Raw genomic sequence first — 13,882 nt, forward strand, 5'->3', positions numbered from 1 at the left:
TCACGCCCCAGCCTTCAAGCGGCGCTGTTGCGGCGGGAAGGCGCGGGGAATTGAGCTACGTTGGCGTTCACAACGGTTGGGCCGACCAGCGCCGGGCTGCGACGTGTGGCCACGATGCGATCGGCCCCCACAACGGTGGCACCGGGCGGGATGTCACGGGTCACGACAGCGTTGGCTCCGATCGTGGCGCCATTGCCGATGCGCACGTCGCCGAGAATGCGAGCGCCGGCGCCGATGGTGACGTCGTCGCCGATCACCGGCGCGATGTTCTGGTCACGATCGCGGCTACCGATCATCACCTGCTGCATGATGGTCACGCGATGACCAATGATTGCCTGCCGGTGCAGAACGATGCCGTAGGGATGAGGCATGTGGACATCGGCCGGCAGGCGGCAATGGATATCACTGTTGAACAGCACGCGCACCAGCTTGCTCAGCAGCGGCACGTGCCTGCGGCAGAAGAACAGCAGGATGTCGGTCGATGTTGGATTGTCCTTGCTGGTGTCCGGCAGGCCGAGACGATGCGCGGTACGACGCGCCAGCTGGGCCACGATGGCGCGCTCGGCTTCCGCACTCACCTCTTCCAGCGGCTGACCGGCATCCAGCACCACCACGTCTTCGCGACGGCGTAACACCCTGCGATATTCGCTACGCAGTCTTGCAGCCTCTTCCGAGGCGACTTCGCGCGTTCGCGTCTGCAGCAACTCGCCAGGAATATCGAACACCAGCCACAACTCGGGACGCGGAATCCAGGGCAGCAGCCAGCGCGCCAGTCCGCGCGAGCGATCGATTCGGTAGTAGCCTGGATCCACCAGGATGTCATCGAAGTAGCGATTCGATACCACCATGGTCGAGGACACCAGCTTGGGCCGGATCTGCAGCCAATAGCCCAGCCAGTAGTCCGCCACGAACATCATCAGTTTGGCGATCGTGCCCAGCGGACCGCGCGGTACCCGCGAATCCGGATCGACCGGCTTGGGCCGCATGAGGTGCGGCCGCAGGTCCATGATGTGAGCTCGAGCGAACGGCGCCAGCGGCCGCGCACCCAATTGTTCGACGACACTGGTTCGACCGCTGCCGTCGGGACCCAGGCAGGCGATGAGCAGTCCCGCCGGTTCGCGCCAGCGTCGTATCTTGTCCCATTTGCGCTGCCACCAGCCCACTTGCTTCGGGCCCTTTGCGGTTGCCTGCCTGACTCGCAACGAAAAGAATTCGGGCCGCTGGCGCTCGTTGAGCCAGCTGAGCATGAACCCCTGTTCGCCGGCCTGTCGATAGTGATGCACCAGGGTCATGTCGTTGCGGCGACAGAATTCATGCAGCACGGACGGGATCTGCGGCAGCGTTGCCGCTGCTGTCAGAATGGTGGTCTCCGGGGCGCTCGAGCCATCGGTTTGCTTGTCCGACTCCTCTTCCGGGAGCACGTAGTCGACCTGCTCCGCCAGCAGGTGACGAAGCAACGCACTCGACACTGCTGTGTGGCCGTCAATAGGCATTGCGGTCTCGCCATACCAGGGAAGCGGTTCGGAACAGGATCGCCAGGTCCAGGGCCAGCGACCAGTTGCGCAAATAGTCCAGGTCGTACTCGACGCGGCGCTGCATCTTGTCGACGGTATCCGTCTCGCCGCGCAACCCGTTCACCTGCGCCCAGCCGGTGATGCCGGGCCGCACCTTATGACGCAGCATGTAACCTTCGATGATGCGCCGATACTCTTCGTTATGAGCCACGGCATGCGGCCGCGGGCCCACCAGGCTCATCGAGCCGAGGAACACGTTGAAGAGCTGCGGCAGCTCGTCCAGAGATGTGCGACGGAGGAAAGCACCGAAGCGCGTCACGCGAGGGTCGTTGCGCTGTGCTTGCACGATGGTGTCGCTGTCTTCGCAGACCGTCATGGTCCGGAACTTGTAAACATTGATGGCCTCACCGTACATGCCATAGCGCTGCTGGCGGAACAGGATGGGGCCGGGAGAGCTGAAGCGCACACCGATCGCAATGAGCAGCAGCAACGGCCACAGCATCAACAACAGCACCGAGGAGAACACGATGTCGCTGACGCGTTTGATGACGCCGTCGAGTCCGGCGAACGGCGTCTCGCACACCGCCAGCATGGGAATGCCGTCGATGTCGCAGACGCGTGCCTGCATCAGGTCGAACATGAAGATGTCGGGTACGAAGTACACCGAGGCCGTGGTGTCCTTCAGTTCCTCGAGCAACTTGGTAACGCGCTCGTCGGCGCGCATCGGCAGACAGATATAAATGCAGCTGACGCCGTTCAGGCGCACGTAGTTGACGATATCCGCCATGCCACCGAGCAGCTGTTCTTCCGGCATGTCGGGAAGACGAGTGGTATCACGATCGTCAAAGAAGCCTTTGAACAAACCCAGGTGCGGATTCGCCATGAGCCGGCGCGCCAGCCGTGAGCCAACCTCGTTCGCGCCGACGATCACATGACTCTGCTGGATTTTGCCGCGCAGAGCGGAGAATGCGGTGTAGCGACGTAGCAATGCCTCGGCGGCGACCACTGCGAAAGGAGTAATGGCGAACCAGGTAAGAATTACCCGCCGCGAAAATGTTTCAGTGACCTTGAACGCAAACGCCATCAACAACAACGCAGCTGAGACCACCAGCCACTCTGCGAATATGCGGTGCTGAAGCACGCCGGTCAGACCGTTGCGCGCCGAGCGATCCATCACCGGCTCGCTTACTACTTGCGAGGCAATCAAGAACGCCAACGCCGCCAGAGCGAAATACGCGGGCGTTGGTTCCTGCGAGTACAGGAACACGCAGAAAAATAACGTGAGAACGATGACTGACGGGTTCAGTACGTGTCGAAGAAGGGCGACAGAAGGTGGCTCGGAGCTACCACGAGACACGCGCTGGTTGCGCCGGCGATACGCAAGGGCGTTGTCACCCGACGCATGCGCGCCGCGCGACTCGGCGCGGTTGCTCTCTGCTCGAAGTGTTTCCCGCATGCTTGACTGATCGCTGTCGGAATTACCAAGGAGGCAGCTGTCTAACTGGCGTTGTACCGCGAAAGTTCCGATTTGCATCGGCGTCGGCTCGCAGCTACGTCTAGAGTTGATGACAAGCCGGTGACAGCAAAAAAACAACGGCGCACACCTTGCGATGTGCGCCGTCGTTACGAACGGTTGCGAGCGTGAGTTTGGAGCCGTCAGGTGCGCGCCTGGCCCAGACCTTCCTCGATGCGTCGAACCAGCTCCACCAGTTTCGGCCGCACATCGTTCAGCAAATATTCCTGGGACACCTTGAACGCCGGAGCGCCGCAGTTGATCGACATCGGCGGCAGGCCATTGCCCGGACGGAAGCCGACAGCGATGCCGTTCACGTCCGGCTGCCATTCACCGAACGAACTGCACACACCGACTTGCTCATAAAGCGCGAGCGACTTCTCGATGCCCTGCTTCAAGCCCGGCCAGGCCACGTGGTCCAGTTCCTTCAACTGATCGAGCAGGTCGGCCCGCTCGGTATCGCTGCACACGGACAGATAGGCGCGGCCGATGGCCGACGTCGCCAGCGGCAAGCGCATGCCGACCTCCATGTTCAACGACAGCACTGCGTTGCCCTTGCAGACCTCGACACAAACCATGCTCAGCCGCTGCCTGGCTCCCAGCGCCACCGACGTGCCGGTCGCATCCGCCAACTCCTGCATCAGTGGACGCGCCAGATCGCGCACCTCGAAGCGGCCGAGCACCGCGCTGCCGAGCGCGAGCGTCGCCGTGCCGAGTCGATACTTGCCAGACTCCTTTACGTAGTGGAGATAGCCCAACTTGGTAAGCGTATAGGTCAGGCGCGATACCGTGGACTTCGGCAGACGACAGCGCTCGGAGATGTCCTGGTTGCCGAGCAGCCGGCTGCCGCTGCGGAAGCAGGACAGCACGTCCAGGCCGCGCGATAGTGCGGTGACGAAGTGCCGATCCTGTTTGCCCACATGAGGTTTGGGCGCGGCCGGCGCTGCGATCGCTGGCGTCGCCACCTCGGTGGTCGTCTCGATCATTCGAGTCGTTTCTGATGCTCTGGTCACCATGATTTGTTTCCCGCCTCATTCGTAATAATCGCGCGCTGCTGCCGATCAGGGGCGCGCCATTTCTGCTTCCTGCAACACTCGCCACTGAACCTTGCCGGTCGCCGACTTGGGCAGCGACTCGACGAATTCGACCACCCGCGGATGTTTGTAGGTCGCCATGTTCTGGCGCGTCCACTCGATGATGTCTTGCTCGGTGACCTTGCCCTTGTGGGTCGCCCGCAATACCACGAGGGCTTTCACGGTCTCGCCCCGATGCGCGTCTTTCGCGGCGATCACGCACGCTTCCTGGATGGCCGGATGGGTGTACATCTGCGCTTCGACTTCCGCCGGCCACACCTTGAAGCCGGAGCAATTGATCATGCGCTTGAGCCGGTCGACCAGGAAGAAATAACCCTCCTCATCGACGTAGCCCAGGTCGCCGGTGCGGAAGAACTTCTTGCCGTCGAGTTGCATGAAAGCCGCTGCGGTGGCTTCCGGATTGCGCCAATAGCCGCGGAACACCTGCGGACCGTGCGTGACGATCTCGCCCACCGTGCCTTGCGGCACTTCCTGCAACGTGTCCGGATCGATGATGCGCGAGTCGGTGTTGAAGATGGGAATGCCCAGGCATTGCCGCTTCGGCCGGTCCGTCGGGTTGATGTGCGTCGGCGCGATCGTTTCGGTGAGGCCGTAGCCCTCGATGTATGGCGAGCCGATCAGCTGATGCAACCGGTCGGCCACTGCCGCCGGCATCGCCGCGCCGCCGCCGGAGACTCGCACCAGCGACGACAGGTCGTAGCGATCGAGGTTGGGATTGGCGAGGAAGTCGATGACCATGGTGGAGATCGCCGTCCACGACATCAGTTTGTAACGTTGGATCAAGTCGGCCGCCAGGTCGCGATCCCAACGGCACATCAGCACGATGGTGCATCCCTGGAACAGCGGTGCGTTCATGCCGCCTTGCATGCTGGTGACATGAAAGAACGGCAGGACCACCAGGTGGCTGACGTTGGAGCTGCCGCAGAACCAGATTCCGTTGCTGGCCACCGTGTGCATCACATTGCGATGAGTGAGCATGCAGCCCTTGGGGCGGCCGGTGGTGCCCGAGCTGTACGGAATCACGCAAAGATCTTCGGGCCCCGCCGTCAAAGGTCCGGGGGTACGTTGCGCGGCGAGCGCGTCCGCCCACAAAGTCACATTCGCAGCGTCGATCGCCTGTCTCGGCGCGCTGACGATCTCGGGCATGCGCAAGCTGGTTTTCGGGTCGATGTAGTCGCTGTACGCCGCGACTACGGCGTGTTGCAGCTGGCTCCCCACCAGAGGGCGCAGCTGTGGATAGACTTCCTGGGCGACCAGCGCCACTTTCGCGCCGCTGTCTTGCACGTAGTGTTCGAGCTCCGCGGTGACACTCATCGGATTCACCGGGACCACGATGGCGTTCGCCCGCAAGATGCCGTAGTACGCGAGAATGAATTGCGGGCTGTTCTGCATGACCAGCAGCACGCGATCGCCGGCCGCGACGCCCAGATCGTGCTGCAGGTAACCGGCCAGGTGCTCGGCTTGCTCCTTGAACCGGGCGAAGGTCAGCGGCGCCTCGTAGAAAATCAAATACGGTTTGTCAGGGTAGCGCGCGGCCGAGACTTCCACGTTATAAAACAGGTTGGTCGCCGGCACGGTGATGTCACGCGGCACGCCGGCCGGCCAGAAGTCGAAATGCTTTTGGGACATGCTCCCGAGTGCCTCCCCCCAAGTCGTCAAGCCATCAAGTCGTCCAGGTTGTCCGGGCCTCTCGAAGCCCTTCAACGTCCATTTCCACAATGCGGGCGTTTGTTCTGCCCAAAAATTATCACAGCTCGCACTGCGCAACCAACCGGCCGGAGCCGCAAGATAAGGGAGCGTGCCGGGCAATAGCAACGGATGACAGCGCCGAACTTGTATACTTTGGGGCGACTGCCGCGGGGTCCCGCGAGTTGCGGACGCGCGCCCCTCACCCCTATGATTTGCGCCCGCAATGAAAACTATGGTTCCGCATAGCAGCTGGAGAAGCGATCCATGGATTTGAATTTCACGCCCGCGGAGCTCGCGTTTCGCGATGAAGTCCGCCAGTTCATGCGCGATCAGCTCCCACATGACATAGCGCATCGCGTTCGCAACGGACTGGCGCTGCATGCCCAGGACTACATCCGCTGGCAGAAGCTGCTGTATCAGCGCGGCTGGGGCGGAGCCGGCTGGCCCAAACAGTTCGGCGGCACCGGCTGGGGCCCGGTGCAGATGCATATATTCGATGAGGAAGCGGCCATGGCCGGCGCTCCCCGCACCATTCCATTCGGCTTGAAGATGGTCGCGCCGGTCATCATGGCGTTCGGCTCGCCGGCCCAACAACAGAGATTCCTGCCGGGAATCATCAGCGGCGACGTCTGGTGGTGCCAGGGCTATTCGGAGCCGGGCTCCGGCTCGGATCTGGCCTCGCTCAAGACGCGCGCCGAACGGCAGAAGGACGAGTCCGGCGAGTATTACCTGGTCAACGGTCAGAAGACCTGGAACACGCTCGGCCAGCATGCCGATTGGATCTTCTGCCTGGTGCGCACCGATCCCAACGCGCCCAAGCAGCAGCAAGGCATTTCCTTCCTGCTGATCGACATGAAGTCGCCAGGCATCACCGTGCGTCCCATCATCACCATGGACGGCGCGCATGAAGTGAATGAAGTCTGGTTCGAGAACGTGAAAGTGCCGGTGGAGAATCGCATCGGCGAAGAGAACAAGGGCTGGACCTACGCCAAGTTCCTGCTCGGCCATGAGCGCACCAACATCGCCGGTGTCGGCGCGTCCAAGCGCGAGCTGGGACGCTTGAAAGACATCGCGAGCAAGGAGATCAAGAACGGCCGTCCGCTGCTGGAAGATCCGCTGTTCGCGGCCCGAGTGGCGCAGGTCGAGATGGAACTGATGGCGCTGGAGATCACCAACCTGCGCGCCTTGTCCGCAGAATCCGAGAAGCGCGCACCGGGGCCCGAAGCGTCCATTCTCAAGATCAAAGGCACCGAGATCCAGCAGGCACTCACCGAGCTGATGATGTACGCGGTCGGTCCGTATGCCCTGCCCTTCGAGCGCAACTCCGCCGAGGAAGGCGATCTGAAGAGCGTGGCCGGTCCCGAGTACGCCGCGCCGCTGGCGGCAACCTATTGCAATGTTCGCAAGGTCACTATCTACGGCGGCTCCAACGAGATTCAACGCAACATCATCTCCCAGATGATCCTCGGGCTTTGAGAGCGGCGAGAACACACTCATGGATTTCAATTTCAGCGAAGAACAGCAACTGCTGGTCGACACCGTGCAGCGCTTCGTGCGCGACACCTACTCGTTCGAGACGCGGCGCGAGATCCTGAAGAGCCAGCCAGGCTGGAGCCGCGAGACCTGGCAGGCCCTGGCCGGGCTCGGCCTGACGGCGCTCAACGTGCCGGAGGAACATGGCGGCCTCGGCAACGGCCCCGTCGAAACCATGCTGGTGATGAATGCGCTGGGCGAAGGCCTGGTCGTCGAACCGTTTCTGCCTGCCGCGGTGATTACGCCCGCGTTGTTGAATGCGCTCGGCGATGAAGCGGCGGCCGGACAGCTGCTGCCGGACGTGGCTTCCGGAGAACGCATCGTCATCGTCGCGCATCAGGAACCCACGACGCGTGGCGAGATCGATCACGTTGCCACGCGCGCTACAAAGAGCGCCGCGGGCTATGTGCTGGAGGGCGTGAAGAACGTCATCATTGGCGGCGGCGCTGCCGATGAGCTGCTCGTGACGGCACGCACCAGCGGCGACACGAACGACACTGCTGGCATCAGCGTGTTTCGCGTCGATCCCAAGGCCAGCGGCGTCACGGTGAAGGATTACGGCACCATCGACGGGCTGCGTGCGGCCGACATCGAATTCAAGAATGTTTCAGTGCCCGCATCGAGCCTGGTCGGCGGCGAAGGTCAGGCGTTCGCCGCGATCGAAGCGGCACACGATCAGGCGCTGAGCGCGCTGTGCGCCGAAGCCGTCGGCATCATGAAGGCGGTCAACGCCACCACGCTCGAGTACACCAAGAACCGCAAGCAGTTCGGCCAGCCGATCGCGCGGTTCCAGGTGTTGCAACATCGGATGGCGGATATGTTCATACACAGCGAGCAGGCGCATTCCATGAGCTATCTCGCGGCGATCAAATGCGTCGATCCGGACGCCGGCGAGCGGCGGCGCGCTCTGTCGGCGGCCAAGGTCATCGTCGGCCAGGCCGGTCGCTTCGTCGCCCAGCAGGCGGTGCAGTTGCACGGTGGTATGGGCATGACGGATGAGTTGATGGTGAGCCACTACTTCAAGCGGTTGACCGCCATCGAGCTCACGTTGGGTGACACCGACTTCCACACGCAGCGGTTCATCGCGGCGTCCAGAACGGCGTAATCGTATTGCAATGGCGGCGGCCATCCGCCGCCTCCCGCACCGTTCAATGCAGCGTCGTCATTTCAATTTGTAGATCAGCTTCTGGCCGCGCGCGGTCTTCGACTCCAGCGCCAGCCATTCGCTCTGCTGCGAATACCAAAGGTCGATCGACAACTTCTTGCTGCGCAATTCGTAGCGGCGCGCCTGAGTCTTCACGCCACGCACGTCGATGGAGTCGGTGCCGGCGTCTTTGACTCCACTGCGACGTGTTCGCCATCCTGCGAGTTCAGCAACCAGCTCTGCCGGAGCATCGCCGGATTCCAGTACGCGAACGTCAGCACGCACTCGCCCAGACGCTGCGTGCCTTCCAATGTCTGCACCACCGTTGCTCCGTCCCGACGCAGCACATCGACACGGTGCTTTCTGCCGTTGTCATCGGTAGTCGAGGTGAGCTTGCTCAAGCAGTCGCCCTGCCAGTGCTCGACGTCGTGATGATCGTAGGTATACGCGGTGACGAACAGCAGCTTCACCTTCATGGTGGCTGTGCTGGTGAGCTGACGCTCACCGCCCTGCTCCAGGAGATCGAAGCGATGCGTGCCGATCTCCTTGTCGTCGAGAAAGACCCGGAAGTCCCAGGTCTGGTCAGCGTTCGCCGCCGCGGCGCTCAGGACGAATAGCGTCGCCACGCAGCCACGTCCGAGAATCCTGCTCATCCAGCGCATGTATGAAGTCGCAACCGGCACCCATCGGGCTCACCTGAACGGGTTCGCTGAACGATGCGGATTGGATGTCATTTAGAAACAGCGACGGGCATCCTGCCACTCGCACTGTGGTGCAGAGAGGAAAAGGCGCGACCGCCGAGCTTCTGTGCCCGGGGTGGCTCTAGCTCAGGCGCGGCCGGCGCGATCATTCAGGCCGAGTCGGGACAGCAGCTCGACCAACTCATCGAACATCTGTCCGATGGCGCTGGCGATCAGATCGTCCTTTGATGCGAAATGCGCATAGAAGCCACCGTGAGTCAGCCCCGCCTTGGCCATCACCGCGGCCACCCGACACGATGCGGCCCTTCCAGCCTGATGACCTTGGCCGCGGCCTGGAGCACGCGGCGTCGCGTCTTCTCCTTGTGTGCCTTGTCGTAGCGCATGGTCAGTCCGCCGAGCAATGATTCGCATCATATCAACTGGCCCGGGCGTGTGGGCCGCGCCAGTGTCATCGAGTGCGTGCTAGGATTCAGCCGGTCTCGGCCGGTCTACCGGTTCGTTGTTGGGACATCAATGGGGAGCAACCTGGTGCGTGTGTGGTGGGCCACGTGGCTGCTTGCGGCTGGCGTCTGTCTTCTGGGCGTTTGTCTGCTGAGCGCGCCGTCCATTGGTCGCGCCGCAAGCGCCGTGTCTGCAGGCGCCAGCCTTGCGGTCGAGATGTTTGATCCTGCCGTCGGCGATCCTCACGTCGACCAGCTCGCCAGCGGCGCGCTCGACGCGCAGTTGCGTCCCTTCGATTTCAAAGCGGCGCGCCAGGTCAATGCCGCTTTCTGGTTGCGGCTGCGGGCCGAAGAAAGCTCTACCCCGGGCTCGCTGCCGACCTTGAATGTGAGCAAGGGCCGGCACCTGCAAGTGCAGGGGTTCACGATGCACGGCGAGCGCATCGTGCAATTGCGAACGGCCACTCATCTGCCTGGCTTCCGTGGCATGCACGAGGCGGTGTTCGCCCTGCCCGACCGCCTTTTGCCCGGCCAGCTGCTGTTCATCCGTGTCGATCCGCAGGGACAGGGTTGGGAAGGACTGGCATTCACGGTCTCCACCCTCGATCGGACATTGGCGAGCGGCGCCGAGCACGCGCGCATGATTGCCATCGCCTTCGGCGCTCTCATGGCAATGGCAGTTTCCGCGTTCCTGATCTGGATGGTGCTGTCGGATCGGTTGTTGCTGCTGTATGCGTCGCTGTTCTCTCTGCAGGCGCTATATATCGCCTATCTGTCGGGCCAGGGATTCGAATGGCCGGTGCTGTCGCTGGGGCTGCCGGTCATGTCGTACACGTGGAATGTGACCGCGGCCTTGAGCGGCGCGGCGGCCTGCTTGTTTGTGCGCGAGATCGCCGAGTTGCGGTTGTACTCGCCGCGCGTCTACGCCGTCTTCGGGTGGTTGGCCGGCACCTTCGTGCTGCTGGCGTTCGCCAATCTGGCGCAACACGTCGGCCTCGGCGGCGTGGTGGCCGCCATCGGTAACCTGGTGTTCATGGGCACGGCGATCTTCACGCTGGTCGTGGCATTCCTGGCCTGGCAGCGGGATAACCGGGCCGCCGGATGGTTCCTGATCGCCTGGGGCATGCTGGAAGGCTTCACCATCGCGACCGCCGTTCGCCTCCTGGTGACCGATCCCGAGGGCGCCGAAGGCTTGTTGTATTACGGATTGCCCCTGTCGATGGTGGCGGCCGCCGTGCTGATCGCCCTCGGCGTCGCGGATCGGCTGCGGGACCAGCGCCTGGCCCTGTCGGACGCCGAGCGGCGGGCGCAGACCGATCCACTGACGGGTGTGCTCAATCGCAGGTCGCTGGTGGAACGCCTGGAAGCAGCATGCCTGCGAGCGCGGGCCCGCGGGCTGCCCATCGCCCTGCTGTTCATCGACCTGGACCACTTCAAGGAGATCAACGACACGCGGGGCCATCAGGCCGGCGACGCGTGCCTGCGGGCCATCATCGGGCCCATTCACGCCGAATTGCGCCAGTCGGATGTCATCGGCCGCTACGGCGGCGAGGAGTTCGTGGTCATCCTGAGCAGCGCCGACATCTCCGCAGCCGGTCCCATCGCCGAACGCATTCGCAATCGGGTGGCCGGGGTGCGAGTGGCAGGCTTCGGCGAGCCGATCCAGCTGACCTGTAGCATCGGCGTGGCGACCAGCGACATGCTCGGCGTCTGGGGCGAGCACCTCATCGCCCGCGCGGACGCGGCCGTCTACGATGCCAAAAGGTCTGGTCGGAACCGCGTTCAGATCGCCAGCCCGCTGCCGGCGTGAGCCATTGGCCCACCGGGCCGCCCAGGGCTGCCAGCGCTGCCCCAGGCCTCAGCGGGCAACGCTCGACGACAATTTTCCGCTGTAAGCCTTGGATTTTGAATGCCGGACCCCATGCAGGGCGGGCGCCCGCCAGGCCGCCCCGGCGTGCTCCGGCGAGGCCGGCGAGCGAATTCAGTGCGAATCCGATGGCAGTTTGAATCGAATCCTCGGTGAAACCCGCATTAGAGCGGCCCCAGCGGCCCCGTTTTGGCATACAATCCGCGCCCCGAAAATTCCCGCTGCCTCATCCGCCGGTGAGTGGTCCGACCACGGGTCGACATGGCCCCGACCATTGCCCGGACTGTTGGCGCAGATTGTTTTGCGTGATGGCGAGCTAAGTTTTGTCTACCCCCCGTAACCAACCCCAGGAAGTGAATGTGGAACAAGCGCAACTTGAGCTGCAGTTGAAAGTTTGGAAAGAGCTTGCGATCAGCAAGCAGATTTTGATGCGGTCGGCGACCGATGCCTTGAAGCTGGATCCCAACTGCTCTCAGGATGAACTCAAAGTAGCGCTTGACGCAGTCATCAAGAAGATCGCCGAGGCCGATTCCAGCGTCGCCACCGCGCGCCAGGAGGCCAAGCAGGCGATTGCGGAGATGGAAAAGAAGCTGCAGGCCGCCGAGAAGGCGCGCGCCGCCGCTGAAGCCACCGCGGAAGAAGTCCGCGCCGCGCACGAGAACGCTTCCAAGCAAATGGAAATCGAGCGCGCCAACTTCACCAAGGAAATGCAGCAGATGAAGAGCTTCGTGGCCGAGAAGGACAAGGCCATGAAGGCGATCAATGCCGCGCTGGCGGATACGCCCGAGAACGTCGTGAAGAAGCTCAAGGCGCTGCGCAAGGAGAAGCAGGACGAGGCCGAGGGCCGACGCCTGGCCGAGAGCAATATGGCGACGCTGCGCAAGGAAAAGCAGCAGACCGAAGAGCAACTCACCAAGGCGAACGAGAAGAACGCCAAGCTGGTGACCGCGTACACCGAAACGCATCAGCTGGCGAGCAAGCTGCACGAGCAGCTCAAGCCGCTGCTGAAGGACGAGAAGGATCTGCCGGTGCTGCCAGAGCTCGACAAGAGCCTCACCGAGGAAGCCAAGGACGACTCCCCCAAAGGCAAGAACGGCAAGAAGTGACTTGCTTCCGGGCGCCGCGCTCAGCGGCGCCCTTCGCCTGCCGTAGCGCAGCGCGTCTGCCCCACACTACCCGGTTGGCCCCGCCGCAGTCAGTGCCGCCGCCAATGTCGCCGTTATCCTACGGGAATACTGATTGTAAAACGGTGCGCATCGGGCATATGGTCTAGCCTCGGTCTCGAGCTCCTTTGCGGACGGAGGTTTGTATGTACGCCACAGCCATTCCTGCTGGAACGCTCACCATCCGGGCCGCGAGCGATAACTCGATGAGCTGCGAGCTGTGGCTCAACGATGATTTCGTCGGCACGTTTCCTTCCGCGGCCGAAGCAGCCCGATGCGTGAGCCTGCACAACAGCGGCTGCGCGTTGATCGATTCGGCGGGCGCATCCGTGCCGGATGATATCGATGCGTGGCAGTGGATCAGCGTGTCATCGGTCTCGGCCAACCAACCTCTTTTCCTGGTGCGCGGCGCCGCGCCGTCGCCATCTCTCTAGCCACTCGCCGGGTCGCAGTCGCATCCGTACAAACAACGACTTCACATCGGCGAAAGCCGAGTACGAGCGCTGCTGGGCCAACGTATCGCTTTGGCCCCTGTAGTGCGCCCGTATTGTGGATTCATGCCGAAATATTCTAGCTTGTGACTCGCCGGATCCTCCGCACTCGAAGCGATTCAAGGCGGTCATAACACGTAAATGACGCGCATAAGAAGCGCATAAGAAGCGCATAAGAAGAGGCCATGATGCAGGCACTGGAACGGGGGTTGGGGTCGCTGCGTCTCGCCATCCAGAGTTGGTTGAGCCGCACAGGCTGGTGGCGCGAGCGCCAGGCCATGGCGGGCGAAAGGCTGGCTCGCGAGCTGGGCCTGCCCGCCGCAGAGATTACCGACATTCTCGATCATGCGGTCGCGGATCTGCAGGAGCTCTCCGACGCGGACGGGGATCCATGGCCGATCATCGACCGCGCCGTGCACGAGATCGACCAGCTTGGCCGCCATTCCGATCCTGCCGAAGACGCCGTCGTGGCCAGCTTTCTGCGCGAACTGCCGGAGCGTGACCGCCAGATCCTTAGCCTCTTCAACGAGGGCAAGAAACACAGCGAGATCGCCCGGCTGATGCGCACCGATGTGGAGTCGGTGTGCAACTCGCTGGTGGCGACCTACACCAATCTGCGTTTGCGGATGCTCGATTCCGACGACGACGCGCCGAGCCCGCCTCGGCGATCGACGAGACCCGGCAATGCGATGAAGCCGATGAGAGCCGGGCTGTGAAATCTTGACGCGCCGCT

Annotated in this window: 11 protein-coding genes and 1 pseudogene; 6 read left to right on the forward strand and 6 right to left on the reverse strand. The window is 62.9% G+C overall.

Annotation, left to right across the window (positions count from 1 at the left end; genetic code table 11):
- Positions 1 to 14: 14 nt before the first annotated feature.
- The 4 genes from VGE08_RS19360 to VGE08_RS19375 form a co-directional block, all read right to left on the reverse strand.
- Complete coding sequence (locus VGE08_RS19360; protein ID WP_331069556.1) at positions 15 to 1,493, reverse strand: hypothetical protein; 1,479 nt, start codon at positions 1,491 to 1,493, stop codon at positions 15 to 17.
- On the reverse strand, positions 1,483 to 2,970 hold the full coding sequence (locus VGE08_RS19365; protein ID WP_331069557.1) for an undecaprenyl-phosphate glucose phosphotransferase: 1,488 nt from the start codon (positions 2,968 to 2,970) through the stop codon (positions 1,483 to 1,485). Before VGE08_RS19365 ends, VGE08_RS19360 begins: the two co-directional genes overlap by 11 nt.
- Positions 2,971 to 3,170: 200 nt before the next feature.
- A complete protein-coding gene (locus VGE08_RS19370; protein ID WP_331069558.1) occupies positions 3,171 to 4,013 on the reverse strand; it encodes an IclR family transcriptional regulator in 843 nt (280 codons plus the stop codon).
- A gap of 75 nt (positions 4,014 to 4,088) precedes the next feature.
- Complete coding sequence (locus tag VGE08_RS19375; RefSeq protein WP_331069559.1) at positions 4,089 to 5,750, reverse strand: long-chain fatty acid--CoA ligase; 1,662 nt, start codon at positions 5,748 to 5,750, stop codon at positions 4,089 to 4,091.
- 324 nt (positions 5,751 to 6,074) lie between these two features.
- Here VGE08_RS19375 and VGE08_RS19380 point away from each other — a divergent pair, with 324 nt between their 5' ends.
- Positions 6,075 to 7,286 (forward strand): acyl-CoA dehydrogenase family protein, encoded by a 1,212-nt coding sequence (locus VGE08_RS19380; protein ID WP_331069560.1) that lies wholly within the window; start codon positions 6,075 to 6,077, stop codon positions 7,284 to 7,286.
- 19 nt (positions 7,287 to 7,305) lie between these two features.
- A complete protein-coding gene (locus tag VGE08_RS19385) occupies positions 7,306 to 8,448 on the forward strand; it encodes an acyl-CoA dehydrogenase family protein (RefSeq protein ID WP_331069561.1) in 1,143 nt (380 codons plus the stop codon).
- Between the two features lie 57 nt (positions 8,449 to 8,505).
- Here VGE08_RS19385 and VGE08_RS19395 read toward each other — a convergent pair.
- Positions 8,506 to 9,149 (reverse strand): annotated as a pseudogene (locus tag VGE08_RS19395) (DUF6134 family protein).
- Positions 9,150 to 9,314: 165 nt separating this feature from the next.
- Complete coding sequence (locus VGE08_RS19400; protein ID WP_331069564.1) at positions 9,315 to 9,476, reverse strand: TetR/AcrR family transcriptional regulator; 162 nt, start codon at positions 9,474 to 9,476, stop codon at positions 9,315 to 9,317.
- Positions 9,477 to 9,701: 225 nt separating this feature from the next.
- Here VGE08_RS19400 and VGE08_RS19405 point away from each other — a divergent pair, with 225 nt between their 5' ends.
- The 4 genes from VGE08_RS19405 (at position 9,702) to VGE08_RS19420 (ending at position 13,865) form a co-directional block, all read left to right on the forward strand.
- Positions 9,702 to 11,438, forward strand: a complete 1,737-nt coding sequence (locus tag VGE08_RS19405; protein ID WP_331069565.1) for a diguanylate cyclase — start codon at positions 9,702 to 9,704, stop codon at positions 11,436 to 11,438.
- A 416-nt stretch (positions 11,439 to 11,854) separates the two neighbouring features.
- Positions 11,855 to 12,601, forward strand: a complete 747-nt coding sequence (locus tag VGE08_RS19410; RefSeq protein ID WP_331069566.1) for a hypothetical protein — start codon at positions 11,855 to 11,857, stop codon at positions 12,599 to 12,601.
- Between the two features lie 203 nt (positions 12,602 to 12,804).
- Positions 12,805 to 13,092 carry a hypothetical protein gene (locus VGE08_RS19415; RefSeq protein ID WP_331069567.1) on the forward strand — a complete coding sequence of 96 codons (288 nt, stop codon included), beginning with the start codon at positions 12,805 to 12,807 and terminating at the stop codon, positions 13,090 to 13,092.
- A gap of 242 nt (positions 13,093 to 13,334) precedes the next feature.
- Positions 13,335 to 13,865, forward strand: a complete 531-nt coding sequence (locus VGE08_RS19420) for a sigma factor-like helix-turn-helix DNA-binding protein (RefSeq protein ID WP_331069568.1) — start codon at positions 13,335 to 13,337, stop codon at positions 13,863 to 13,865.
- Positions 13,866 to 13,882 lie beyond the last annotated feature (17 nt).

This window comes from Steroidobacter sp. (genome assembly GCF_036406195.1).
Taxonomy (GTDB): domain Bacteria; phylum Pseudomonadota; class Gammaproteobacteria; order Steroidobacterales; family Steroidobacteraceae; genus Steroidobacter.

What these genes read in the sequence shown, in the direction of transcription:
- VGE08_RS19415 (WP_331069567.1), top strand. Translation starts at nt 12,805, where the DNA reads ATGTACGCCACAGCCATTCCTGCTGGAACGCTCACCATCCGGGCCGCG.
- VGE08_RS19370 (WP_331069558.1), bottom strand. Translation starts at nt 4,013, where the DNA reads ATGATCGAGACGACCACCGAGGTGGCGACGCCAGCGATCGCAGCGCCG.
- VGE08_RS19360 (WP_331069556.1), bottom strand. Translation starts at nt 1,493, where the DNA reads ATGCCTATTGACGGCCACACAGCAGTGTCGAGTGCGTTGCTTCGTCAC.
- VGE08_RS19365 (WP_331069557.1), bottom strand. Translation starts at nt 2,970, where the DNA reads ATGCGGGAAACACTTCGAGCAGAGAGCAACCGCGCCGAGTCGCGCGGC.
- VGE08_RS19375 (WP_331069559.1), bottom strand. Translation starts at nt 5,750, where the DNA reads ATGTCCCAAAAGCATTTCGACTTCTGGCCGGCCGGCGTGCCGCGTGAC.
- VGE08_RS19385 (WP_331069561.1), top strand. Translation starts at nt 7,306, where the DNA reads ATGGATTTCAATTTCAGCGAAGAACAGCAACTGCTGGTCGACACCGTG.
- VGE08_RS19405 (WP_331069565.1), top strand. Translation starts at nt 9,702, where the DNA reads ATGGGGAGCAACCTGGTGCGTGTGTGGTGGGCCACGTGGCTGCTTGCG.
- VGE08_RS19380 (WP_331069560.1), top strand. Translation starts at nt 6,075, where the DNA reads ATGGATTTGAATTTCACGCCCGCGGAGCTCGCGTTTCGCGATGAAGTC.
- VGE08_RS19420 (WP_331069568.1), top strand. Translation starts at nt 13,335, where the DNA reads ATGATGCAGGCACTGGAACGGGGGTTGGGGTCGCTGCGTCTCGCCATC.